Genomic DNA, 25,615 nt, shown 5'->3' with positions numbered 1-25,615 from the left:
GCCCCCACCTCGGCGCCGCCAGAGGCCGATCCGTGCGCGGTGAACCTGGCCGCCCCGGAGATCGCCAAGGCCGTCTCGGAGTTGCCCCGCGACCCGCGCAGCAATCAAGCCTGGAGTCCCGAGCCGATCGCCGGCAACTACAACGAGTGCGCGCAGCTGTCGGCGGTGATCGTGCGGGCCAACACCAACTCCGAGAATCCCAACACCCGGGCGGTGTTGTTCCACCTCGGCAAGTTCATCCCCACCGGCGTGCCCGACACCTACGGCTTCAACGGCATCGACAAGACCGCGACCACCGGCGACACCGTGGCCCTGCAGTACTCGGGCGGCTTCCACGGGCTGGCCAGCACCGTGAAGTTCCGCTGGAACGGCGGCGGTGTGGAGTTGATGGGCAACGTCTGAGTTGTTGTTTTTGCCGCGAAACAGCATTCCAGGTCGTTGAGTCGGCGGCTTGGCGACCTTGGTTTCACTCTCGCGGTGGGTGTCGGACAGCGACGGCATTCTCGGCCCATGGGAACGATATTTGTCGGCAGTGAAGCCGTAGAACGGGGCGAACTCAGCAGAGGCCGCCTGCGCGCTGCCTACCGGGCGATCTTTCCAGACGTCTACACACCTCGGGTGGCCGAGCCATCGCTGTACAGCAACACGGTCGCGGCCTGGTTGTGGTCCAAGCGGAAAGGAGTCGTCACCGGCCGGGCCGCGGCGGCGCTGCACGGTGCCGAATGGGTCGACGAGGACGTGCCGATCGAACTCATCTGGGCCAACAACCGGCCGCCGCGCGGAATCATCACCCACAACGACCGGATCGCTCCTGACGAACTCGAGGAGATCAACGGCATGGCCGTCACAAATGTCGCTCGGACGGCGCTCGATCTCGGCCGCTTCCTCCCTCGCCGTGCCGCCGTCGAGCATCTCGACGCGCTCGCCCACGCGACGGGTCTCGAAGTCGAGCACGTCCTGCCGCTCACCGAGCGGTATGCGGGCGCCCGCGGGGTCCGACGGTGCCGGGAAGCGCTCGGCCTGATGGATGCCGGCGCCGATTCCCCGAAAGAGACCTGGCTACGCCTGCTGGTGATGGACGCCGGCTACCCGCGGCCCCGGACCCAGATCCCTGTGCTGGATGACTACGGCAACGAGTTCGCGTACCTCGACATGGGCTGGGAGGTACCCCAGATCGCTTTGGAGTACGACGGGATTCAGCACCAGACCGACCGCAAGCGGTACGCCTGGGACGCCAAGCGACTACGCATGGTGCAGCACCAGGGTTGGTTGCACATACGTGTGATCAAGGAAGACCATCCCCGCGATGTGCTGAACCGGGTCCGTGCGGCGTGGGCCCAGCGCGAAATAGAAGCGAGGGTCGCCAAGGCCGCGGCTTAGCAACCCGGAATGCTGTTTCGCGAGGCACGTCAAGAACGTCGGTGCCCTCACCTACAGTGGCAGCGTGTTCGTCACCGACGAGGGCGCGTCGGGGCCGACGGTCATCTACAGCGCGTCGGACCTGGCCGCGGCCGCCCGCTGTGAGTATGCGCTGCTGCGCTCGTTCGACGCCCGGCTCGGCCGGGGGCCTGCGGTGTCCGACGCAGACGAATTGCTTGCCCGCACAGCAGAACTCGGCGCCGAACACGAGCGGCGCCATCTCGATGAACTGAGCGCCGGGGCCGGGCCGTCCAAGGTGACCGTGATCGGCCGGCCCGCCTACACGGTGGCCGGGCTGTCGGCAGCGGCCGCGGCCACCGTGGCAGCCGCGCAGCGGCGGGACCCAGTGATCTACCAGGCCGCGATGTTCGACGGCCGGTTCGCCGGGTTCGCCGACTTCCTGATCTGGGACGGCGACCGCTACCGCCTGCGGGACACCAAACTCTCCCGTTCGGTGAAGGTGGAGGCCCTGCTGCAGCTGGCCGCCTACGCCGATGCGCTGACCGGAGCCGGCATTCCCGTCGCCGACGAGGTCGATCTGGTGCTCGGCGGCGGCACGCTGGCCAGCTACCGCGTCGACGAGCTGCTCGCGGTGTACCGGCCGCGTCGCGCCGCGCTTCAGGCGCTGCTCGACGGGCACCTGGCGGCCGGGACCGCGGTGCGCTGGTCCGACGACACGGTGCGGGCCTGCTTCGGCTGCGGTGAATGTGAACAGCAGGTGCGCGCCACCGACGACCTCTTCCTGGTCGCCGGTATGCGCGCCACCCAGCGCGCCCGGCTCATCGAGGCCGGCGTCATCACCACCCGTCAACTGGCCGAGCACACCGGCGGCGTGCCCGGGCTGGCCCAACGCGCAGTGACGGCACTGACCGGTCAGGCCCGGTTGCAGGTGGCACCACGGGTGGATGCCAAGCCGCCGTATGAAGTCGTCGACCCGCAACCCCTCATGCTGCTGCCCGATCCGGACCGGGGCGACCTGTTCTTCGACTACGAGGGCGACCCGCTGTGGACGGTCAACGGTCACGACTGGGGCCTGGAGTACCTGTGGGGCGTTCTCGGTGCGGAGGGCAACTTCCAGGCCTTCTGGGCCCATGACCGGGCCGACGAGCGTCAGGCCCTGATTGATTTCCTCGACCTGGTCCGCAAGCGCCGCAAGCGTTTTCCGAAGATGCACATCTACCACTACGCGCCCTATGAGCGCAGCACGCTGCTGCGGCTGGCCGGCCGCTACGGGGTGGGCGAGAACGATGTCGACGATCTGCTGCGGGGCGGCGTCCTGGTCGACCTGCTTCCGCTGGTGCGCAAGAGTATTCGCGTCGGCACCGAGAACTACAGCATCAAATCGCTGGAACCGCTGTACATGGGCAACGAGCTGCGCGACGGTGAGGTCACCAAAGCCACCGATTCGATCACCGAGTACGCCCGCTACTGCGCCCTGCGCGAAGCCGGTCATCACGATGAGGCCGCCACCGTGCTCAAGGAGATCGAGGACTACAACCGCTACGACTGCCGGTCCACCCACCGGCTGCGGGACTGGCTGATCAACCGCGCGTTCGAAGCCGAGGTACCACCGCGTGGCCCGCAACCGGTGCGTGACGGAGGGCCCATCGAAAAGGCCGACGCCGTCGACCGCAAGCTGCTGCGATTCGCCGGTGATGGAGTGGAACCGCGATCGGCCGAGCAGCAGGCGGTGGCACTCATCGCCGCCGCGCGCGGTTTCCACAAACGTGAGGACAAACCGTTCTGGTGGGGCCATTTCGACCGGATCAACAGTCCCGTCGACGAATGGGCCGACAGCACCGGGGTTTTCGTCGCCGAACACGCACGGGTTCTCAACGATTGGCACGTCCCGCCGCGGGCCCGCAAACCACAACGGCAGGTCGTGTTGACCGGCGCCATCGACTCCGGAGAGCTGGGCACCGAGGTGTACGCGCTCTATGCCCCACCCGCACCGGCGGGCCTGTCCGACGACCCGGACCGACGCGGCTTCGGCAGCGCCGCCGTCATCGACTGCGACAACCCGGACGCACCCACCGAGGTGGTGATCACCGAACGCCAACCCACCGGCGGTGACACCTTCACCCAGGTACCGTTCGCGTTGACCCCCGGTCCGCCGGTCAACACCCGGCCTTTGCAGGTGTCGATCGACAGTACGGCGGCCAGTGTGAGCGCCGGCCTACCGAAACTTCCCCTCGACGCCGTGACCGACGTTCTGCTGCGACGCCCGCCACGTACCGTCAGTGGCCGACCACTGCCCCGCGGCGGGGAGACTGCCGACGACATCACCGCCGCCCTGTTGGATCTCGACAGTTCCTATATCGCCGTGCACGGGCCGCCCGGCACCGGCAAGACCCACACCTCGGCGCAGATCATCGCCCGGCTGGTCAACGAGCACCGTTGGCGCATCGGCATCGTCGCGCAGTCGCACGCGGTGATCGAACACCTGCTGGATCAGGTTCTCGACGCCGGCGTGGACGCGGACCGGGTGGCCAAGAAACGCAAGGGCACCGAACCGCGGTGGACCGCGATCGGCGAGAACCACTACCCGTCGTTCATCGCCGACCATCCCGGCTGCGTGATCGGCGGTACCGCATGGGATTTCGCCAACGAGGGACGGGTTCCACGGCAATGCCTCGACCTGCTGGTCATCGAGGAGGCCGGACAGTTCAACCTGGCCAACACCATCGCGGTGGCGCCGGCCGCGCGCAACCTGCTGCTGCTCGGCGACCCGCAACAACTCCCCCAGGTCTGCCAGGGCACCCACCCGGCACCGGTCGACGATTCCGCGTTGGGCTGGCTGGTCGAGGGGGCGCACACGTTGCCGCCCGAGCGCGGCTACTTCCTGGACTGCTCGTTCCGGATGCACCCGGCGGTGTGCGGGCCGGTGTCGCGACTGTCCTATGACGGTCGGCTGCAAGCACACGAAAAAGTCAGCGCGGCACGCAAAGTCGACGGCATCGAACCTGGGGTTCGAGTTCTCGAGGTGGCGCACGTGGGCAATTCCACCGACAGTCCCGAAGAGGCCGACGCGATCGTCGCGGCCATCACCGGCCTGCTGGGCACCACCTGGACCGACGAGCGCGGCAGCGCACCGTTGGGACAGGACCACTTCCTGGTGGTGACGCCGTACAACGCCCAGGTGACCACGGTGCGCCGAGCCCTCGACGCGGCGGGCCTGACCGAGGTGCAGGCCGGCACGGTGGACAAGTTCCAGGGCCGACAGGCGCCCGTGGTGTTCGTGTCGATGACGGCGTCCTCGGCCGCCGATGTGCCGCGCGGCATCGGGTTCCTGCTGAACCGCAACCGGCTCAACGTGGCGATCAGCCGGGCCAAGTACGTCGCGTACATCGTGCGGTCGCCCCAGCTCACCGACTACCTGCCCGCCCAACCGGACAGTCTCGTCGCACTCGGCGCATTCCTGGCTTTGACCGATCCTGTGATACACCCAACCGGTGACTGAAACGCTTACCGAAACGCTTGCCGGGATCGTCGGTGCGGGTTACGTGACCAGCGACCGCGACGTGCTGGCGGGCCGATGCGTGGATCACACCGGGCGCTACCGCGGCAACGCCACGGCCCTGGTGCGCCCCGGCACCGCCGACGAGGTGGCCGCGGTGTTGCGCGCCTGCCGCGACGCCGGAGTGTGTGTCACGGTGCAGGGCGGCCGCACCTCACTGGTGGCAGGGACGGTGCCGGAGAACGACGACATCCTGCTGTCGACCGAGCGCCTCACCGAGATCGGCGTCGTCGACACCCTCGAACGTCGGGTCCGGGTCGGTGCCGGGGTCCCACTGGCCGCGGTACAGCGCGCCGCCACCGCGGCCGGGCTGGTGTTCGGGGTCGACCTGGCCGCCCGCGAATCGGCCACCGTCGGCGGCATGGCCTCCACCAACGCCGGCGGGCTGCGCACGGTGCGCTACGGCAACATGGGCGAGCAGGTGCTGGGTTTGGACATCGCCCTGCCCGACGGGTCGGTGGTGCACCGGCACAGTCAGGTGCGCCGCGACAACACCGGCTACGACCTGGCCTCGCTGTTCGTCGGCGCCGAAGGCACCCTCGGGGTGATCACCGCCCTGGATCTGCGGCTGCACCCGACGCCCACTCACCGCGTCACCGCGATCTGCGGTTTCGCCGATCTGGACGCCTTGGTCGCGGCCGGTCGTCTCTTTCGCGATCTCGACGGCATCGCCGCACTCGAGTTGATCGACGCCCGAGCCAGTGCGCTGACCGCCGAGCACCTCGGGGTGGCCGCGCCGGTGGACGGCGCCTGGCAGTTGCTGATCGAACTGGCCGCCGACAGCGACCAGACCGAGCGCCTGGCCGATGCGCTGGAGGGCATCGAGATCTGCGGCGAACCGGCCGTCGGCATCGACACCGTCGCCCAACAGCGGCTGTGGCAGGTTCGCGAATCACTGGCCGAGGTACTCGGACTGTTCGGTCCACCATTGAAATTCGATGTCTCGCTGCCACTTTCGTCGATACAGCGGTTCGCCGTCGCGGCTGGCGCGCTCGTCACCGCCCACGCGCCGGAGGCCATTCCGGTGTTGTTCGGCCACATCGGCGAGGGCAATCTCCACCTCAACGTGCTGCGCTGCGCCGCAGGCGTCGAACCTGCGTTGTATGCCGCGATGATGACGCTGATCGCCGAGCACGGCGGCAATGTCAGTTCCGAGCACGGGGTCGGGTCCCGTAAACGCGACTATGTGGCGATGTCGCGGACCGAGGCCGACATCGCGGCCATGCGCACGGTCAAGGCGGCGTTCGACCCGAGCGGCTACCTCAACCCGGCTGTGCTGTTCGGGTGAACGCTCACTCGTCGCGGTCTGCCATCAACTCGGCGTAGATGTTTTCCCACCGGTCGGGGTGCTCGGAGGCCGGTAGGGCGCGGAACGAATCGGTCGCCGCCTCGGCTACCTCGCCGTCGTCGCTGCCCTCGTCGTCGTGGTTTACGACGAACTCGACGTAATCGTCGTCATCGTCATCCCGCGGATCAAGGTAGGGCTCCGGATTCGGATCGAAGGCGGGCTTGGCATCGAACCCGAGCAGGAACAGCGCCGCCACCACGCCGAACAGTGCCACGAATGCCGGCAACAGCATGGACTGCGACATCGCTGCGGAGAACGGCGCATGCAGGAACTCCGGCAGTCGGGCGGCCGAGCCCTCGCCACGCGGCGCGGCCCCGGCAGTCCCCGGCATCTCGGCGCCGATGCGCGACGTCATGAACGCCGCGATGCCGGCACTACCGAGCACCGACCCCACCTGACGGGTGGCGTTGTAGACCCCCGAGCCGGCACCGGCCAGATCCGGCGGCAGGTTACGCGTCGCGGTGGCCGCCAACGGCGACCAGATGAACGCCATCCCGATGCCCATCACCAGCTGCGGCAGCAGCAGTCGCCAGATCGGTGTGCTCGGCGTCATCTCCAGCGCCAGCCAAGTCAACCCGACCGCCATGGCCGAGAAACCGAACCCGATCACCGGCGTCGGGTGCGCCCGGTCCACGATGCGGCCCACCACCGGAGCCAGCACGCCGCTGGCGATCGCGGTCGGCGCGGTCAACAGCGCCGAGCGGATCGGCGACAGACCGCACACCGACTGGGCATAGAACATCAACGGCAGGATCATCGCCGTCACCGCGAACCCGATGGTCGCGACACCGAGGTTGGCCAGGCTGAAGTCGCGGTCGGCGAAGATGCGCAGCGGGATCAGCGGCTCGCCGGTGTTGACGGCCTGCCAGCACACGAACGCCACCATCACCGCGATCCCGACCGCGCCGGTGGCCCACACCCACGGCGCCCAGTCCCGCGACTGCCCCTCCTGCAGCGCGAACACGATCAGGAACATGCCGATCCCGGACAACACCACGCCCAGCACGTCGAACCGATGGTGCTGGGTGGGCAGCACGGGCACCAGCCACACCGCCAATGCCAGGCCCGCAATGCCGATCGGCACGTTGACGAAGAAGATCCACTGCCACCCCAGCCCACCGACCAGCACGCCGCCGGCCAGCGGCCCGACGAGCGTGGCCACCCCGGCGGTGGCCCCCCACACACTCATCGCCACGCCGCGGCGCTCAGGCGGGAAGATGCGGGTGATCGTCGAGAGGGTCTGCGGGGTCAGCAACGCCGCGCCGATGCCCTGCACCACCCGCGCCGCGATCAGCATCTCGATGCTGCCGGCCAGCCCGCACCACAGCGAGGCGGCGGTGAAGATCGCCAGGCCGGCCAGGTAGAGGTTCTTGGGTCCGTACACGTCGCCGAGACGTCCCGCCACGAGCAGCGGCACCGCATAGGCGAGCAGGTAGGCACTGGTCACCCAGATCACGCCGTCGTAGTCGGCGCCCAGCCGGTCCATGATGGTCGGGTTGGCGACCGCGACGATGGTCGCGTCGACCAGGATCATGAAGAAGCCGACCATCATGGCCCACAGCGCGTGCCACGGATTCTCCGGACGCGCGAGCACCCTGCCGGTCCGGCTCGGGGTGCGGGCGTTGGGCGCTGGAGACATGTCGGATGTGGTGGTCAGGGCCTCGGGATCGACCTTGCAGGGATGGGGGCGGGCCCAGCCGACGCTACCCGCGCGGTGATCAGGCCGGCTCGGCGACCGCCTCGACGGCGACGTCGAATGTGTCGTCTGGGTATTCGGCCGGCTCGTCGTCGTCGTTACGCAGACCGACCACCAGCAGCGCCGCCAGGGCGATCGCCATGCCGGCCGTCATCACCGCAGCCAACGCGAGCGCACCATTACCCAGGGCCCCGATCGCGGGTGCCACCGCGGCTCCGAGGCCGAACTGCGCCGCCCCCAGCAACGCGGCCGCCGTGCCGGCCGCATCGGGATGGCGCGACAGGGCGACCGCGGGTGCATTGGGCAACACCAGACCCATCCCGGCCAGGATCGCCAGTACCGGGACCACGAACGCCGACAGCCCGCCCACGTGGGCCACGGTCAGGCCGACGAACACCAGCCCGGCCAGAACCGACCAGCCCAGGGCGGCCACCGTGATCGACTGCGGCGAGAACCGGCGCAGCAACACCACGTTGAACTGGGTGGCGCCGATCAGCGCGATGGCCCCGGCGGCGAATACCAACGCGAATGCCTGCTGGTCCAGACCATATCGATCTTGCAGGACGAACGGCGCCGCGGAGATGTAGGCGAACAGCCCGGACATGCCCAGCGCGGCCACGAACACCAGGATCACGAACCGCGAATCGCGCAGTAGCTCGACGTAGGTGCCGACGATGCCGCGCACCGCCAGCGGCCGGCGGTGGGAGACCGGCAACGTCTCGGGCAGCGCGAGCGCGGCCATCGCCAACACCGTGCCGGCCACCACCACGAGCGCCACGAACACCCAGTGCCACGAGCCGTGCAAGAGCACCGCCGCGCCCAGCGCCGGCGCCAGCACCGGCGCGACGCCGAGCACCAACATCAGCCGCGACATCACCGTGGCCGCGACTGTGCCGCTGAACAGGTCACCGACCACGGCGATGGCCACCACCGAGGCGGCCGCCGCACCCATGCCCTGTAGTCCCCGCGCCACCCCGAGCACCGCGATGTTCGGCGCCAGCACGCACAGCACCGATGCCGCCATGTGCAGCACGATGCCCGCCATGAGGGGCCGGCGCCGACCCAGCGAATCCGAGAGCGGACCGACGATCAGCTGGCCGAGCGCCAGCCCGGCCAGGGTTCCGGTCAGGGTCAACTGCGACACCGACGAGGAGACCGAGAGTTCGTCGGCAATCCTGGGCAACGCAGGCAGGTACATGTCGATGGTCAGCGGGCCCAGCGCGACCAGGGCGCCCAACACCACGATCATCCGAATTCGGCCCACGTCGGGCGATGATGCCATGAGGATGAACAGCAACGCAGATCCGCTTTTTGTTCCTGCGATAGCCTGGCAGTCAACGATGGGTTCACACGTGGGAGGCCCCGAAGTGCGTGCGTGGTCCAAAGCTCGGCTGCCGGCCAAGGTCGAGGAGACCCAAGATCCCAGTGCCGCCGCCAAGGTCCTCTCGGCGATCATCGAGGGCAGCTCGCGCGTGCAGGCCCCGGCCGTCAAGGCCTACGTCGACCGGTTGCGCAGCCAGCAACCCGACGCCACCCCGGCCCAGATCGTCACCCGACTGGAGAAGCACTACCTCGCCGCGGTGATGGCCAGCGGCGCCGCCGTCGGTTCGGCGGCAGCGTTCCCGGGGATCGGCACCCTGATGGCCCTGTCGGCCGTGGCCGGCGAGACGGTGGTGTTCCTGGAGGCCACGTCGGTGTTCGTGCTGGCGGTCGCCGAGGTGCACGGCATCCCGGCCGACCATCGCGAGCGACGCCGCGCTCTGGTCCTGTCCGTACTCGTCGGCGACGACAGCAAGCACGCGATCGCCGACCTGCTCGGCACCGGACGCACCAGCGGTGCATGGCTGTCCGACGGCGCCGCGACACTGCCGCTTCCGGCGGTCTCGCAGCTGAACTCCCGGCTGGTCAAATACTTCGTCAAGCGGTATACGCTCAAGCGCGGCGCGATGGCTTTCGGCAAAATGCTGCCCGTGGGTATCGGCGCGGTGATCGGCGGCGTCGGCAACCGGTTGATGGGGAAGAAAATTGTCACCAATGCCCGTTCGGCCTTCGGTGCGCCCCCGCCGCGGTGGCCCGCAACGTTGCATGTGTTGCCATCCGCTCGGCCCCCGGCCTGATGCCGAGCGCGGGCAGCTACGAAAGGCGATAGCCTTTATGAGGCGGTCGAGCGGGGTCAACCGCCTAGACAAGAACACAAGCGGCGAGCCTGCATGTGGCGGCTGGCCGAACACAAGAATCGAGGCGAGTGTCTGCCGTGAGCAGTTCACCTTCACCATTCGGTCAGAACGAGTGGTTGGTCGAGGAGATGTATCGCAAGTTCCGCGAGGATCCCTCTTCGGTGGATCCGAGTTGGCACGAATTTCTGGTCGACTACTCCCCAGAACCCACCACTGACAACACGGTCGCCAACGGTCAGGCCACAGCTGCGTCGGCCGCCCCGGCCCCGGCTCCGGCAGCTCCCGCGAAGGAAGCTCCGGCCAAGGAGGCACCCGCGAAGCCGGCTCCGGCCAAGGAGGTACCGGCCAAGGCGAGCAAGCCGGCGCCCGCTCCCGCCGAGGGTGACGAATCCCAGGTGCTGCGCGGCGCGGCAGCCGCCGTGGTGAAGAACATGAACGCCTCGCTGGAGGTGCCCACCGCCACCAGCGTGCGGGCCATCCCGGCCAAGCTGATGATCGACAACCGCGTCGTCATCAACAACCACCTCAAGCGCACCCGCGGCGGCAAGGTCAGCTTCACCCACCTGCTCGGCTACGCCATCGTGCAGGCGGTCAAGAAGTTCCCGAACATGAACCGGTACTTCGCCGAGGCCAAAGGCAAGCCGGCCGCCGTCACCCCGGCTCACACCAACCTGGGTCTGGCCATCGACCTGCCCGGCAAGGACGGGAACCGATCACTGGTCGTCGCGGCGATCAAGCGTTGCGAGACAATGCATTTCGGCCAGTTCATCGCGGCCTACGAGGACATCGTGCGTCGCGCCCGCGACGGCAAGCTGACCGCCGAGGACTTCTCCGGCGTCACCATCTCGCTGACCAACCCGGGCACCATCGGCACCGTGCACTCGGTGCCCCGGCTGATGCAGGGTCAGGGCGCGATCATCGGCGCCGGCGCCATGGAGTACCCCGCCGAGTTCCAGGGCGCCAGCGAGGAGCGCATCGCCGATCTGGGTATCGGCAAGCTGATCACGCTCACGTCGACCTACGATCACCGGATCATCCAGGGCGCGGAGTCCGGCGACTTCCTGCGGACCATCCACCACCTGCTGCTCGACGACGAGTTCTACGACGAGATCTTCCGCGAGCTGGGCATCCCCTACGAGCCGGTTCGCTGGCGCACCGACAACCCGGACTCGATCGCGGACAAGAATGCCCGCGTCATCGAGCTGATCGCGGCCTACCGCAACCGCGGTCACCTGATGGCCGACATCGATCCGCTGCGGCTGGACAACACCCGCTTCCGCAGCCACCCCGACCTCGACGTCAACACCCACGGGCTGACGCTGTGGGATCTGGACCGCGAGTTCAAGGTCGACGGGTTCTCCGGCAAGCAGTACATGAAGCTGCGCGACGTCCTGTCGGTGCTGCGTGATGCCTACTGTCGTCACATCGGTGTCGAGTACACCCACATCCTCGAACCCGAGCAGCAGAAGTGGATCCAGGACCGGGTCGAGGTCAAGCACGACAAGCCGACGGTCGCCGAGCAGAAGTACATCCTGAGCAAGCTGAACGCGGCCGAGGCATTCGAGACGTTCCTGCAGACCAAATATGTTGGGCAGAAGCGCTTCTCGCTCGAAGGCGCGGAGACCGTCATCCCGATGATGGACGCCGTGATCGACCAGTGTGCCGAGCATGCGCTCGACGAGGTCGTCATCGGCATGCCGCACCGCGGCCGGCTCAATGTGCTGGCCAACATCGTCGGCAAGCCCTACAGCCAGATCTTCACCGAGTTCGAGGGCAACCTCAACCCGTCGCAGGCACACGGTTCCGGCGACGTGAAGTACCACCTGGGCGCCACCGGCACCTACATCCAGATGTTCGGCGACAACGACATCGAGGTGTCGCTGACCGCCAACCCCAGCCACCTCGAAGCGGTCGACCCGGTGCTGGAAGGTCTGGTGCGCGCCAAGCAGGATCTGCTCGACGGCAGCAAGGACGCCGACGGCTCGGGTGACTACCCCGTCGTCCCGCTGATGCTGCACGGTGACGCGGCGTTCGCCGGTCAGGGCGTGGTCGCCGAGACGCTGAACCTCGCGCTGCTCGACGGCTACCGCACCGGCGGCACCATCCACATCGTGGTCAACAACCAGATCGGGTTCACCACGGCGCCAACGGATTCGCGCTCCAGCGAGTACTGCACCGACGTGGCCAAGATGATCGGCGCGCCGATCTTCCACGTCAACGGCGACGATCCGGAGGCGTGCGGCTGGGTGGCGCGGCTGGCGGTGGACTTCCGCCAGGCGTTCAAGAAGGACGTCGTCATCGACATGCTGTGCTACCGCCGGCGCGGACACAACGAGGGCGACGACCCGTCGATGACCCAGCCGTACATGTACGACGTGATCGACACCAAGCGTGGCTCCCGCAAGGCGTACACCGAGGCTTTGATCGGCCGCGGTGACATCTCGATGAAAGAGGCCGAGGACGCCCTGCGCGACTACCAGGGTCAGCTGGAACGGGTGTTCAACGAGGTGCGCGAGCTGGAGAAGCACGCGGCCGAGCCCAGCGAATCGGTCGAGGCCGACCAGCAGATCCCACAACGCCTTTCGACGGCGGTGGACAAGTCGCTGCTGGCCCGCATCGGCGATGCCCACCTGGCGGTCCCCGAGGGCTTCACCGTGCATCCGCGGGTCAAGCCGGTGCTGGAGAAGCGCCGGGAGATGGCCTACGAGGGCAAGATCGACTGGGCGTTCGCCGAGCTGCTGGCGCTGGGATCGTTGATCGCCGAGGGCAAGCTGATCCGGCTGTCCGGTCAGGACACCCAGCGCGGCACCTTCACGCAGCGCCACGCGGTGATCGTCGACCGCAAGACCGGCGAGGAGTTCACCCCGCTGCAGCTGCTGGCCACCAACACCGACGGCACCCCGACCGGCGGCAAGTTCCTGGTGTACAACTCGGCGCTGTCCGAGTTCGCCGCCGTCGGCTTCGAATACGGCTACTCGGTGGGCAACCCTGACGCAATGGTGTTGTGGGAGGCCCAGTTCGGCGACTTCGTCAACGGTGCCCAGTCGATCATCGACGAGTTCATCTCCTCCGGTGAGGCCAAGTGGGGCCAGCTCTCCGACGTCGTGCTGCTGCTGCCGCACGGCCACGAGGGTCAGGGCCCCGACCACACCTCGGGCCGCATCGAGCGCTTCCTGCAGCTGTGGGCCGAGGGCTCGATGACCATCGCGGTGCCGTCGACCCCGGCGAACTACTTCCACCTGTTGCGTCGCCACGGCAAGGACGGCATCCAGCGTCCGCTGATCGTCTTCACCCCGAAGTCGATGCTGCGCAACAAGGCTGCGGTGAGCGACATCCGCGACTTCACCGAGAACAAGTTCCGTTCGGTGTTGGAGGAGCCGGTCTACACCGACGGCGAAGGTGACCGCGACAAGGTGCGGCGGATCCTGCTGACCAGCGGGAAGCTCTACTACGAGCTGGCCGCACGCAAGGCCAAGGACAACCGCGAGGATGTGGCGATCGTGAGGCTCGAGCAGCTCGCACCGCTGCCCCGCCGGCGGTTGGCCGAGACGCTCGACCGCTACCCGAATGTCACCGAGAAGTTCTGGGTGCAGGAGGAGCCGGCCAACCAGGGTGCCTGGCCGTCCCTGGGTCTGACCCTGCCCGAGGTGCTGCCGGACTACTTCACCGGCATCAAGCGGATCTCGCGGCGCGCCATGTCGGCACCGTCCTCGGGCTCGTCGAAGGTCCACGCCGTCGAGCAGCAGGAGATCATCGACCTGGCGTTCGGCTAGCCCAGCCGCGCGAGCGTGCGTGTCTGCCGATGGACACTCCGGTGTACGTCAGCATTCTGCGCACGCTCGCGGCTCGGGTTTGAATCACCTCGCGCACAATGCTGTTGGCGGTGAGAGGCGGTCACTAGACAACTAGGGTGACTTTGACACCCGTCGCCGGTCCCGCCGAGACCGACCCCGCGGCCACACCCGCCCCGGCGAAGACCGTCCGCACCGCCGTCCTGGCCAGCGTCGTCGGCACCACCATCGAGTGGTACGACTTCTTCCTCTACGCCACCGCCGCGAGCCTCGTGTTCAACCACGCGTTCTTCCCGGACCAGAGTTCGTTCGTCGGGACGATGCTGGCGTTCGCGACGTTCGCGGTCGGGTTCGTGGTGCGCCCGATCGGCGGGTTCGTGTTCGGCCATGTCGGTGATCGGATCGGCCGCAAACGCACCCTGGCGCTGACGATGTTGCTGATGGGCGGCGCCACCGCGCTCATGGGGCTACTGCCGACCGCGGCGCAGATCGGCGTGCTGGCGCCGATCCTGCTGCTGCTGTTGCGGATCGTGCAAGGGTTCGCGCTCGGCGGCGAATGGGCCGGCGCGGTGCTCCTGGCTGTCGAGCACAGCCCACGGCACCGCCGCGGCCTGTTCGGCAGCATCCCGCAGGTCGGGCTGGCTTTGGGGCTGGCGTTGGGCACCGGGGTTTTCGTCCTGCTGCAACTGTGGCTGTCGGCCGAGGCGTTCCTGTCCTACGGGTGGCGCATCGCGTTTCTGATCAGCATCGCGCTGGTGATCTTCGGCGTGGTGGTCCGCTTCCGGGTGGCCGAGACCCCCGCGTTCGAGAAGATCCGCCGCGACGACGACCGTGCGGCGGTCCCCGTCAAGGAGATCTTCCGGCCGCCGACCCTGCGGTCCACCGTGCTCGGCCTGCTGTCGCGCTGGGGCGAAGGCGCGGCGTACAACACCTGGGGCGTCTTCACGATCGCCTACGCCACCACGACCCTGCATCTCGACAAGGTGCCGGTGCTGATCGTCGTCACCGTCGCGGCGCTGCTGATGGCTGCCCTGCTCCCGGTGTCCGGGTGGTTGGCCGACCGCTTCAGCCCGCGGGTGGTGTACGGCACCGGCATCGCCGCCTACGGGCTGGCGGTCTTCCCGGCCTTCGCGCTGTTCAACACCGGCAGCATCACGGCGTACGCGATCGGAATGGTGTTGGCCTTCGGCATCATCCACGCGTGGTTCTACGGGGCTCAGGGCACGTTGTATGCGTCGCTGTTCCCGACCCGGACCCGCTACACGGGTTTGTCGACGGTCTATCAACTCTCCGGTGTGTACGCCTCGGGACTCACCCCGCTGATCCTGACCGCACTGATCGCCGCGAACCACGGGAAGCCCTGGTATGCGTGCACTTACCTGGTCGCCACCGCGGCAATCAGCGTCGTGGCCACGTGGCTGCTGCGACCGCGGTACCTGAACTGAGGCGTCTAACGAGTCAGCACCAGTGGACCGGATTCGGTGATCGCCACGGTGTTCTCGGTGTGCGCGGTACGGGAGCCGTCGGCCGATCGGATGGTCCAGCCGTCGGGGTCGTAGACGATGCGGTCGGTGCCCGCGGCGAGCCACGGCTCCAGCGCCAGCGTCATCCCGGCGCGCAGCTTCAGGCCGCGGCCGGGCCTGTCCCGGTTGGGCACGTGCGGGTCTTCGTGCATCGTGCGGCCCAGTCCGTGGCCGCCGAATTCGAGGTTGACGGGATAGCCGTAATCGGCGGCGACGGCGCCGATGGCCGCCGAGATGTCGCCGAGTCGGTTTCCGGGTACCGCCGCGGCCGTTCCGGCCGCCAGCGCCTCCTCGGTGGCCCGGATCAACCGCACATCGGCGGGCGCGGGGGTCCCGACGATCACGGTGCGAGCCGCATCGGCGACCCAGCCGTCGATGGACACCGCGAAGTCCATGCTGAGCACATCACCGTCACGCAACCGGTAATCGTGTGGAAGGCCGTGCAGCACCGCGTCGTTCACCGACAGGCAGATGACGTTGCGGAACGGTCCCTTGCCGAACGACGGGGCGTAGTCCCAGTAGCAGGACTGCGCACCGCGTCGTTTGACCATGTCCCGGGCGTGATGTTCGAGGTCGAGCAGGTTGACCCCAATGTCGGCCAGCCCGCTCAACGTGCTGAGCACCTCGGCCACGAACCGACCGGTGGTTCGCATCTTCTGGATTTCGGCGTCGGTCTTCAACTCGATCACGAACAGCCCTCCTCGGTATTTAAATACCACCCTAGCGGTATATAAATACCGGCGCTACCGTGGTGGCGTGGTCCGCACTCCACTCACCCCCGCACAGATCGCCGCAGGCCGCCGACTCGGCGAGACCCTGCGAGCGGCTCGGGCCAACCGCCCACTCGACGAGGTCGCCGAGCAGGCCGGGATCTCGCCCGAGACCCTGCGCAAGATCGAGACCGGCCGACTGCCCTCCCCCGCGTTCGGCACGGTGGTCGGATTGAGTGCGGCACTCGGCATTCCGCTGCAAACCCTGGCCGACGTGTGGTCCGAGGCGGCCGCAACGGAGGCCGCCATATGCGAGACCGCCGGTACCGCGTAGCCTCGGAAGCTCGACACGTCGAACCACACAAGGAGTGTTCTATGGAGGGCTTCGCCGGAAAGGTCGCCGTCGTCACCGGCGCCGGATCGGGTATCGGACAGGCATTGGCCATCGAGCTCGGACGGTCCGGGGCCAAGTTGGCGATCAGCGACGTCGACACCGAAGGCCTGGCGATCACCGAGGAACGCCTCAAGGCGATCGGCGCCGAGGTGAAGACCGACCGGCTCGACGTCACCGAACGCGAGGCCTTCCTGCTCTACGCCGACGCGGTCAAAGAACATTTCGGCAAGGTCAACCAGATCTACAACAACGCGGGCATCGCGTACACCGGCGACGTCGAGGTGAGCTCGTTCAAGGACATCGAGCGGGTGATGGACGTCGACTACTGGGGCGTCGTCAACGGCACCAAGGCGTTCCTGCCGCACCTGATCGCCTCGGGCGACGGACACGTCGTCAACGTGTCGAGCTTGTTCGGCATCTTCTCGGTGCCCGGGCAGGCGGCCTACAACTCGGCCAAGTTCGCCGTGCGCGGCTTCACCGAGGCCCTGCGTCAGGAGATGGCCGTGGCCAGGCACCCGGTCAAGGTGACCTGCGTGCACCCCGGCGGTATCAAGACCGCCATCGCCCGCAACGCCACCGCCGCCGACGGGTTGGACCAGAAGGCGCTGGCCGAGGCCTTCGACAAGAAGCTCGCCAACACCACACCGCAGCGCGCGGCCAAGATCATTCTCGAAGCGGTGCGTAAGAACAAGGCGCGCGTGCTCGTCGGGCCTGATGCCAAGATCCTCGACGTGATCGTGCGGATCACCGGCTCGGGATACCAGCGGCTGTTCGGCGCGGCGGCCGCCCGCGCCATGCCGCGCTGATTCTCGTTTGGGTCAGTGGCCGAGGGGGTTGGCCTGCAGGAACGCCTCGGCCACGCCACGCGGGTCGGCTCCCTCGCTGACCTGGCGGCGCATGTCGGCCAACGACCCGGTGTCCAGGACACCGGCGATCTCGTTGAGCGCCAGGATCTGACGTTCGTTCAGCGTGTTGCGGCGGTACAGCGGCACCACGTTCTCACCACGGATCAACGCCGTCTTGTCCGACAGCACCGTCAGATCCGACGGGATCCGCGGATCGGCCGTCGTCGACCAGGCAGCGTTGATCTTGCCCGCCCGCAGCGCCGCGAACAGGGTTGTGTCGTCGGGGAATACCGCGGGCTCGGCCAGGGCACAGAAACCCAGCGCTTTCGGCACCTCGGCACCGGCCACTGCACCTGGTCGGGCCTTGGCACAGTTGCGGCGCACCGCGCTGAGATCGGTGCCGCCCCATGCCTTGGCGGTGGGTTCGCCGATCACCAGCACGGGCTTGTCCTGCGCTGACATGGTGTAGTCACCGGCTGCCACGCCTTCGGGCAGCGCCGACACCAGGTCCCGGTACACCTGCTCATCCGAGCGGGCCGTGGCGGTGGGGTTCAGCTCGATCAGGAACCGGCCGGTGAAGCCCGGCTGCACGGTCACCGATCCCGAATCGAGCACGCCCAGGTCACCGTTGGTCTCGGTGACCTTGGCCGGGGTGCCGTAATAGCGCAGCGCCGCGGCGTAGAGCTCACCGAGCAGCGCCGACTCGGGCGTCGGCCCCGCCCCGACCGCCATCTCAGCCGGGGCCGAACGAGCCCCGCAACCGGCGGCGACCAGCACGAACAGCGCCGACAGCGCCGACGCCAGCGTGCGGCGCATTCGCGAACTCAGGATTCTGCGGTGTCCGCTGCGGCGGCGACCGCGGCGGCGACCGCGGGGCCGACCCGGGGATCGAGCGCGCTGGGCACGATGTGGTCGACGGCCAGATCGTCACCGACGACCGAGAAGATCGCCTCGGCCGCGGCCACCTTCATCTTCTCGGTGATCCGTCGCGCCCCGGCGTCCAGCGCACCGCGGAACACCCCGGGGAAGGCCAGCACGTTGTTGATCTGGTTGGGGAAGTCGCTGCGCCCGGTCGCCACCACCGCGGCGTACTTGCGCGCCGCATCGGGGTGAATCTCCGGATCCGGGTTGGACAGCGCGAACACGATGCACTTCGGAGCCATCGTCGCGATGAGTTCCTCGGGCACAATGCCGGCCGACACCCCCAGGAACACGTCAGCGTCCTGCAGCGCCTCGGCCACACCACCGGTGAGCTTGCGCGGATTGGTGCGCCCGGCCAGCTCGGCCTTGAAACTGTTGAGGTTGTCCCGCCCGGAATGCACGATGCCCTGCGAATCGAGCACCACGACATCGGTGATGCCCTTGTTCAACAAGATGTTGGCACACGCCACACCTGCGGCCCCGGCACCCGAGATCACCACGCGCAGGGTGTGGATGTCACGGTCGAGCACCTTGGTGGCGCCCAGCAGCGCCGCGAGCACCACGATCGCCGTGCCGTGCTGATCGTCATGCATCACCGGGCAATCCAGCGCCTCGATCACCCGGCGCTCGATCTCAAAGCACCGCGGCGCCGAGATGTCCTCCAGGTTCACCGCCCCGAACGTCGGACGCAGCCGCACCAGCGTTTCGACGATCTCGTCAGGATCCTTGGTGTCGAGCACGATCGGGATCGAGTTCAACCCGCCAAAGGTCTTGAACAGTGCGCTCTTGCCCTCCATCACCGGCAGCGAGGCCGCCGGGCCGATGTCACCCAACCCGAGCACCGCGCTGCCATCGCTGACCACCGCGACCAGCCGGTTGGCCCACGTGTACTTGGCCGCCAGGGTGTGATCAGTGGCGATCGCCCGGCTCACCTGGGCCACACCCGGGGTATAGGCGATCGACAACGCCCGCTGGGTGTCCAGCGGCGACTTCAACTCGACCGAGAGTTTTCCGCCCTCATGAGCATCGAAGATCTCGGCATCATCGATGACAACCTGCGGGGTGCGCTCGGTGTGCGAGCGCTCGGACGAGGACGCGACTGTACTTTCCGACACGGCGCAAGGGTACTTCAACGCCAATTCTCACAGGGTCGGGTTCCCCGCCGGTGAGCGTTACGCAACAGTAGCTTCGCGTAGCATCGATGTGCTGATCAGGTTGGGAGCAAACGGCGCCGGAAGATCCGCGCAGGAAGGTCGCAGCCCATGCCCTCATTCCGCGCCCTGCCGCCGGGCCTGCGCTCAGCCACCCGGACGCACCAGCCCGAACCTGACGCCAAGGCGATCCACGTTCCCGTGGCCCGGGCGATGGTCGACTGCGGTGTGTACAGCGGCGGTGACCGGCTGCCCGGCAAGTACACCCACGCCGCGGCGCTGAACAAGGTCCGCGAATTGCAGCGCGCCGGCCACAAGGCATTCGTCTGGATCGGCCTGCACGAGCCCGATGAGTTCCAAATGCAGTCGGTGGCAGACGTTTTCGGTCTGCACGAGCTCGCGGTCGAGGATGCGGTGCACGCGCATCAGCGCCCCAAACTGGAGCGCTACGACAAGACCCTCTTCCTGGTACTCAAGACCATCACCTACGTCGAGCACGAATCGGTGGCGCTGGCCCGCGAGATCGTCGAAACCGGCGAGATCATGATCTTCGTCGGGCCCGATTTCGTGGTGACGGTTCGCCACGGCGAACACGGCGGGCTGGCCGGAGTACGCAAACGGCTCGACTCCGCACCGGCGATCCTCAAACTCGGGCCGTTCGCGGTCATGCATGCGATCGCCGACCATGTGGTGGACAGCTATCTCGACGTGACCGACCTGATGGAAACCGACATCGACGCCATGGAGGAGGACATCTTCTCCCCGCGCACGCGCACCAACATCGAGTCCATCTACCTGCTCAAGCGTGAGGTGGTCGAGATGCGTCGCGCGGTGGCTCCGCTGACGCTGGCACTGGCGCGGTTGCTGACCGATCACAACGACCTGATCTCGGTCGAGGTGCGCCGGTACATGCGCGATGTGCACGACCACAACGTGCAGGCCTCCGACCGCGTCACCAGTTACGACGAGATGCTCAGCTCGCTGGTGCAGGCTGCGCTCGGCAAAGTCGCCATGCAACAGAACGTGGACATGCGCAAAATCTCGGCGTGGGTGGCGATCGCCGCGGTACCGACCGCGATGGCCGGCATCTACGGGATGAACTTCGAGCACATGCCCGAATTGCAGTGGACCTGGGGCTATCCCACGGTCCTGGTGCTGATGGCGACGATCTGCTTCGTGCTGTACCGCACCTTCCGGCGCAACGACTGGCTCTAGCTAGCTGGGGCTGGCCGCCCTGCGGGTGGGGTCCAGCACGTCGACCCCGTCGGTCTGCCACGCCTCCCGCATCGCCTCGGCGCCCTTCAGCCGAACCCACGCCGCCTCGGTGGCGGTGATCGGCGTCGCCGAGAGCACTGCCACCGGGGACAGTGGATCGGGCAAGGTCACCTCGCCAATGTCACTGGGGCCCAACAGGAATGCGCTGAACGGCGCGCCCTCGAACAACGGTGTCTCGAGATCGATGAGGGCGTCGGCCTCCAGGATCAATCCCTCCACGGCAGGTGCGGCGGCCAGCACCGCCAACGACCGCGCCAGCCCACCCGGCGTCGGGCCGCGCAACGACAGCACCACCTCGGCCCGGGGCCCGTGGATCGGATCCGATACGAACTCGGTCGGATCGAACATCGGGTGACGCGAACAGCCCAGCGTCACATAGTGATACAGATCCTGCCCGCCGGCGCTCAGGTCCGGGCCGAACCGCAGGACGTCGATGCGCTCGGTTCCCAGGAAGGTGACGCTGGCGCTGACGGGCTCCCCGGTGATGCCGGCCGCGGCGAAGTGATCACCCACATGGGTGCGCACGGCGGCCAGGACGTCGATCACTCTGTCGGTTCTTCCGCCGGTTCGTCGGGTTCGGCCGGCTCGGTGCGGGTCAGGTTCACCCCGGTGTCGGCGTCGAAGATCGTCAACTTCGAGGTGTCGAACGCCAACTCGATCTGCTGGCCACTGGTCACCGCGGATTCCGCCGATACCCGCGCCACGAACTCGTTGGCTCCGGTTCCGGAATCGGCTGCCAGCTCGGCGAGTTGGGCGGCCTGCGCACCCGCGCCCTCGACCGTGAAGTGCACGTACTTGTCGGCACCCAGCGATTCGACGATGTCGGCGCGGACGGCGAAGCTCAGTGCCCGGATGCGGGCGTAGCCGTCGAGCAGCGCGGCGTCCTCCAGGTGCTCGGGACGGATGCCGACGATGATGTTGTCCGGCTTGGGCTGCCGGTCCAACAGGTCATGCACCTGCTGGGTCAGGGTGACGTCGCCGAACGGTAGCCGCACCCCGACGTCGGTGAACGTGGCCGGGAAGAAGTTCATCGCCGGGGACCCGATGAAGCCGGCCACGAACAGGTTGGCCGGATTGTTGTACAGCTCGTCGGGGGTGCCGATCTGCTGAATCTCCCCGGCCAACAACACCACCACCCGGTCGCCCAGCGTCATCGCCTCGGTCTGATCGTGCGTGACGTACACCGTGGTGGTGCCCAGCCGGCTCTGCAGCCGGGCGATCTCGGCGCGCATCTGGACCCGTAGCTTGGCGTCGAGGTTGCTCAGCGGCTCGTCCATCAGAAATGCCTTGGGACGGCGCACGATTGCCCGGCCCATCGCCACCCGCTGCCGCTGCCCACCGGACAGCTGGGCCGGCTTGCGGTCGAGAAGTTCGGTCAGGTCGAGGATCTTGGCCGTCTCGGCGACCTTGGCCTCGATCTCGTCCTTCTTGAGCTTGGCCAAAGTGAGCGGGAAGGCGATGTTCTGGCGCACGGTCATGTGCGGGTAGAGCGCATAGGACTGGAACACCATGGCGATGTCGCGGTCCTTGGGCGCCTTGTCGTTGACCCGCTCACCGCCGATGCGCAGTTCACCCGAGGAGATGTCCTCAAGTCCGGCAATCATGTTCAGCGTCGTGGATTTTCCGCAACCCGACGGGCCGACCAGGATGATGAACTCGCCGTCGGCGATCGTCATCGAGAACTCTTTGACGGCTGCCCTGACCCCGCCTGCGCCGTCGGGGTAACTCTTGGTCACCCGGTCCAACACAATCTCGGCCATCCAATTACCCCTTTACCGCACCGGATGTCAGGCCAGCGACGATGCGCCGCTGGAAGATCAGAACAAAGATGATGATCGGGATCGTGATGACCATCGCCCCGGCCGCGATGGACCCGGTCGGCTCCTCGAATTGCGAACTGCCGGTGAAGTTCGCGATCGCCACCGGCGCGGTGATCGCACGCTGGGTCGCGGTCAGCGACAAGGCCAACAGCAGGTCGTTCCACGCGAAGATGAACACCAGGATGGCTGCGGTGACGATGCCGGGCGCCGCCAGCGGTGCGATGACCTTACGGAAGGCCTGCGCCGGGGTGGCTCCGTCCATCTTGGCGGCCTTCTCCAGATCCCATGGGATCTCCCGGAAGAACGCAGAGAGCGTGTAGATCGCCAGCGGCAGCGCGAACGTGATGTAGGGAATGATCAAGCCGGGCCAGGTGTCGAACAACCCGATGCTGCGCCACAGGTTGAAGATCGGGGTCACCAGCGAGATCTGCGGGAACATCGCGATCAGCAGGGCCACGCCGACCAGGAGCTTCTTGCCGGGAAACTCCAGCCGAGCCACCGCGTAGGCGGCCATCCCGCCGATCACCACCGCGATCACCGTGGTGATCAGACCGATGCCGATCGAGTTGATCAGTGCCGAGGAGAAGATGTTGCCGCTGAAGATGCCCTTGTAGTTGTCGAACGTGATCTGGGCCGGAATCAGCTTGCCGTCCTTGACACTTGACGTCGGCTTCAGCGACAGCGACAAGATCCAGAACACCGGCAGCAACGCATAGAGCACCACCAGGACGTTCACGATCGTCCACCCGGTCACCCGGCGCGCACCCACCCGTTCGGTCATGAGTGACCTCCGCTCTTCGCGCAAGCGCTCATCGGCCTTCCGCCTCTGAACCGGGCGCCGACGCACCGAACAGCTTGATGAAGACGAACGCGATGACGGCCACCGACAGGAAGATCAATACGCTGATGGCCGAACCCAACCCGAGGTTGAAGGCCTTGAACAGGTTGTCGTATCCCAGGATCGAGACCGACCCGGTGCTGTTCGCTCCCCCGGTCAACACATAGATGTTGTCGAAGATCCGGAACGCATCCAGGGTGCGGAACAGCAGCGCGACCAAGATGGCCGGCTTGATCAGGGGCAGAATCACTTTCACCAGCCGCGTCCAGGCCCCGGCCCCGTCGACCTCGGCGGCGTTGAGCAGGTCTTGCGGAACCAGCGCCAGGCCCGCCAGGAGTAGCAGCGCCATGAACGGCGTGGTCTTCCACACCTCGGCCAGCACGATGATGGCCAGCGAGGGCAGCTGCTCGGTGAGCGGGGCGCTGCCGTCGGGCAACAGGTTGGCCAGATAGCCGGTGCCCGGGGTCCAGGCGTAATACCAGCTGTAGGAGGCCGCGACCGTGACGATGCCGTACGGGACCAGCACCGCGGTGCGGACCAGGCCCTTGCCGAAGATCGTGCGGTGCATGACCAGCGCCAGCGCCATGCCGAGGACGAACTCGATGGCCACGGAGACGACCGTGATCGCCAGCGTCACTGCGAATGCGGTCCACCAGTACCGGTCGGTGAGGATGGTCTGGTAATTGGCGAACCCGACGAACGCGGTGTCGTCGGGAGCGGCAAGGTTGTAACGCTGCAGGCTGAGCCACACCGCGTAGCCGATCGGATATGCCGTCACCGCGACCATCAGGATCACCGCGGGGGCGATCAGCGCGAAGGCCAGTTTGCGCTCGGAGGCGCGGTCGTCGGTGCTGGTCGGCTCCTCGCGCAAGCGCTCGTCGGTGCTCACGGGATCAACCCCTTGCCGTCGATCGCCTTCTGCACCTGTTCGGTCAGCTCATCGGCGGTGCGCTCCGGATCGATGTCGGTGATCGGCGCCAGGGTGGCCGAAATCCGGGTGGACACCGCCTGATACACCGGTGTCGCAGGGCGCACCGCGGCGTTGGTCAACTGCTCGCGGATGATGGCGTACTGCGGATACTTGGCCTGGAACGCCGGATCGTCATACAGCGATTCACGCACGGCCGGTAGCCCGCCCTCCACCGAGGTGTAGCGCTGGTTCTCCACGTTGCGCAGGCAGCGGATGGCCTCGAACGCCTCGGCCTTGTGCCGGCTGGTCTTGGCCACCGCGAGGTTCAGCCCACCCAGCGTCACCTTCGCGGGTTCCCCGTCGCGCACTCCGGGATACCCGGCGAAACCGAACACCTCCTTGCTGGCCTCGTAGGCCGCCTGGAACTGCTCGTCGGTGGGCGAGAACGTGCCCAGATCGTTGATGGCGTCGACGAGATCGGGACGTTGGTCGAGCGGCAAGAAGTTCACCCCGCCCTTGACGGCGTTCTCCAACAGCGACGGCAGCACGAAGGGCCAGTTGACTTCCAACGCGGCCTTGCCCTGCTCCAGCGCGAGCCGGGCCGTCGCCTCATCGGTCTGGGTGACCGACGGATCGGCGCCCGGCGCGGTGGCAACCGATTTGATGATCTGTAGCGCCTTGACCGTGGCGGCCCGGTGTTCGTCGGTGTCGGTCAGGGTGACGGTCTTGCCGTCATCGGAGAGCACCTGCCCGCCGGCACTGGCCAGCAGCGTGTTGAACCAGACCACCAGGCCCTCGTACTGCTTGGCCTGCACCGCAATCCAACTCGGCTTGCCGGCAGCATGCAGACGCGTGGCCTCGGTGACCATGCCATCCCAGGTTGACGGCGGCTCGTCCATCAGATCGGCGCGGTACCAAAGCAATTGGGTGTTGGTGGTGATCGGGGACGCATACAGCTTGCCTTGCCACCGGGCCGTCTCCAACGGCCCGGGCAGGGTGTTCTCCTCGGCGTCGGACTCGGCGCGCCCGGCCGGATCGTCGGACAGCGGGACGGCCCAACCCGCCTCGGCGAACTCGGCGGTCCAGACGACGTCGAGCGCCATCACGTCGAGGGTCTTGTCGTTGCCGGTGAGCCGGCGGGCCAGCTGCAGCCGTTGGTCGTCAGCGCCTTTCGGCAAACTCACCTGTTTGATCGTGAAACGGCCGCCGAGTTCGGCGTTGCAGCGGTTGGCCACGGCGGTGAAAGTCGCCATCTCGTTGGCCGGGGTGTAGTAGTTGAT

At 67.4% G+C, this 25,615-nt stretch carries 20 protein-coding genes; 10 read left to right on the top strand and 10 right to left on the bottom strand.

Annotation, left to right across the window (positions count from 1 at the left end; genetic code table 11):
* From A5733_RS25240 to A5733_RS25225, 4 genes are all read left to right on the top strand, one after another.
* A partial coding sequence (locus A5733_RS25240) for an LppP/LprE family lipoprotein (protein WP_076242083.1) occupies window positions 1-402 on the top strand: 402 nt, incomplete at its 5' end.
* Between the two features lie 108 nt (window positions 403-510).
* Window positions 511-1,380: a hypothetical protein gene (locus tag A5733_RS25235; protein WP_067775511.1), complete on the top strand. Its 870-nt coding sequence runs from the start codon at window positions 511-513 to the stop codon at window positions 1,378-1,380.
* Window positions 1,381-1,444: 64 nt separating this feature from the next.
* The gene (locus tag A5733_RS25230; RefSeq protein ID WP_076242080.1) at window positions 1,445-4,879 is read left to right on the top strand and encodes a TM0106 family RecB-like putative nuclease; all 3,435 of its coding nucleotides are present in this window, start codon (window positions 1,445-1,447) and stop codon (window positions 4,877-4,879) included.
* Window positions 4,872-6,224: an FAD-binding oxidoreductase gene (locus A5733_RS25225; protein WP_067775505.1), complete on the top strand. Its 1,353-nt coding sequence runs from the start codon at window positions 4,872-4,874 to the stop codon at window positions 6,222-6,224. Before A5733_RS25230 ends, A5733_RS25225 begins: the two co-directional genes overlap by 8 nt.
* A 4-nt stretch (window positions 6,225-6,228) precedes the next feature.
* On the opposite strand, the gene A5733_RS25220 is transcribed toward A5733_RS25225, so the two are convergent.
* Together A5733_RS25220 and A5733_RS25215 are read right to left on the bottom strand one after the other, a co-directional pair.
* Window positions 6,229-7,923, bottom strand: coding sequence for a DHA2 family efflux MFS transporter permease subunit (locus A5733_RS25220; RefSeq protein ID WP_067775502.1), 1,695 nt, complete (start codon window positions 7,921-7,923; stop codon window positions 6,229-6,231).
* A gap of 79 nt (window positions 7,924-8,002) precedes the next feature.
* Window positions 8,003-9,262 carry a multidrug effflux MFS transporter gene (locus A5733_RS25215; RefSeq protein WP_076242082.1) on the bottom strand — a complete coding sequence of 420 codons (1,260 nt, stop codon included), beginning with the start codon at window positions 9,260-9,262 and terminating at the stop codon, window positions 8,003-8,005.
* Window positions 9,263-9,347: 85 nt separating this feature from the next.
* Here A5733_RS25215 and A5733_RS25210 point away from each other — a divergent pair, with 85 nt between their 5' ends.
* The 3 genes from A5733_RS25210 to A5733_RS25200 all read left to right on the top strand — a co-directional run bounded on the left by A5733_RS25210 (window position 9,348) and on the right by A5733_RS25200 (window position 15,393).
* Window positions 9,348-10,097, top strand: a complete 750-nt coding sequence (locus tag A5733_RS25210) for a hypothetical protein (protein ID WP_369830974.1) — start codon at window positions 9,348-9,350, stop codon at window positions 10,095-10,097.
* 188 nt (window positions 10,098-10,285) lie between these two features.
* Window positions 10,286-13,930, top strand: a complete 3,645-nt coding sequence (locus A5733_RS25205; RefSeq protein ID WP_369830973.1) for a multifunctional oxoglutarate decarboxylase/oxoglutarate dehydrogenase thiamine pyrophosphate-binding subunit/dihydrolipoyllysine-residue succinyltransferase subunit — start codon at window positions 10,286-10,288, stop codon at window positions 13,928-13,930.
* Window positions 13,931-14,067: 137 nt separating this feature from the next.
* A complete protein-coding gene (locus A5733_RS25200) occupies window positions 14,068-15,393 on the top strand; it encodes an MFS transporter (protein WP_369830972.1) in 1,326 nt (441 codons plus the stop codon).
* Between the two features lie 5 nt (window positions 15,394-15,398).
* Here the strand turns inward: A5733_RS25200 and map are convergent, their stop codons facing one another.
* A complete protein-coding gene (gene map, locus A5733_RS25195; protein ID WP_076242077.1) occupies window positions 15,399-16,160 on the bottom strand; it encodes a type I methionyl aminopeptidase in 762 nt (253 codons plus the stop codon).
* Between the two features lie 67 nt (window positions 16,161-16,227).
* Between map and A5733_RS25190 the strand changes: the two genes are divergently transcribed.
* Together A5733_RS25190 and A5733_RS25185 are read left to right on the top strand one after the other, a co-directional pair.
* Entirely contained in the window at window positions 16,228-16,515 is a 288-nt protein-coding gene (locus tag A5733_RS25190) for a helix-turn-helix domain-containing protein (protein ID WP_067775491.1), read from the top strand.
* 41 nt (window positions 16,516-16,556) lie between these two features.
* The gene (locus tag A5733_RS25185) at window positions 16,557-17,381 is read left to right on the top strand and encodes an SDR family oxidoreductase (protein WP_067775487.1); all 825 of its coding nucleotides are present in this window, start codon (window positions 16,557-16,559) and stop codon (window positions 17,379-17,381) included.
* A 12-nt stretch (window positions 17,382-17,393) separates the two neighbouring features.
* Here the strand turns inward: A5733_RS25185 and A5733_RS25180 are convergent, their stop codons facing one another.
* Window positions 17,394-18,236 carry a glycine betaine ABC transporter substrate-binding protein gene (locus A5733_RS25180; RefSeq protein WP_076242076.1) on the bottom strand — a complete coding sequence of 281 codons (843 nt, stop codon included), beginning with the start codon at window positions 18,234-18,236 and terminating at the stop codon, window positions 17,394-17,396.
* 8 nt (window positions 18,237-18,244) lie between these two features.
* A complete protein-coding gene (locus A5733_RS25175; protein ID WP_076242075.1) occupies window positions 18,245-19,456 on the bottom strand; it encodes an NADP-dependent malic enzyme in 1,212 nt (403 codons plus the stop codon).
* A 147-nt stretch (window positions 19,457-19,603) separates the two neighbouring features.
* Between A5733_RS25175 and corA the strand changes: the two genes are divergently transcribed.
* Window positions 19,604-20,707, top strand: coding sequence for a magnesium/cobalt transporter CorA (gene corA, locus A5733_RS25170; protein ID WP_067775478.1), 1,104 nt, complete (start codon window positions 19,604-19,606; stop codon window positions 20,705-20,707).
* Here the strand turns inward: corA and A5733_RS25165 are convergent, their stop codons facing one another.
* The 5 genes from A5733_RS25165 to A5733_RS25145 all read right to left on the bottom strand — a co-directional run.
* Entirely contained in the window at window positions 20,708-21,313 is a 606-nt protein-coding gene (locus A5733_RS25165; protein ID WP_076242074.1) for a suppressor of fused domain protein, read from the bottom strand.
* Window positions 21,310-22,527 (bottom strand): ABC transporter ATP-binding protein, encoded by a 1,218-nt coding sequence (locus A5733_RS25160; RefSeq protein WP_076242073.1) that lies wholly within the window; start codon window positions 22,525-22,527, stop codon window positions 21,310-21,312. Before A5733_RS25160 ends, A5733_RS25165 begins: the two co-directional genes overlap by 4 nt.
* A 4-nt stretch (window positions 22,528-22,531) precedes the next feature.
* Entirely contained in the window at window positions 22,532-23,356 is an 825-nt protein-coding gene (locus A5733_RS25155) for a carbohydrate ABC transporter permease (RefSeq protein ID WP_197508383.1), read from the bottom strand.
* Between the two features lie 40 nt (window positions 23,357-23,396).
* Window positions 23,397-24,314, bottom strand: coding sequence for a carbohydrate ABC transporter permease (locus tag A5733_RS25150; protein WP_076242071.1), 918 nt, complete (start codon window positions 24,312-24,314; stop codon window positions 23,397-23,399).
* A partial coding sequence (locus tag A5733_RS25145) for an ABC transporter substrate-binding protein (RefSeq protein ID WP_076242070.1) occupies window positions 24,311-25,615 on the bottom strand: 1,305 nt, incomplete at its 5' end. The genes A5733_RS25145 and A5733_RS25150, both read right to left, overlap by 4 nt.

This window comes from Mycobacterium sp. NS-7484, assembly GCF_001953975.1.
GTDB lineage: Bacteria > Actinomycetota > Actinomycetes > Mycobacteriales > Mycobacteriaceae > Mycobacterium.
Note: the sequence above shows the minus strand (reverse complement) of the source record. Positions and strands in the feature narration are given on the sequence as shown.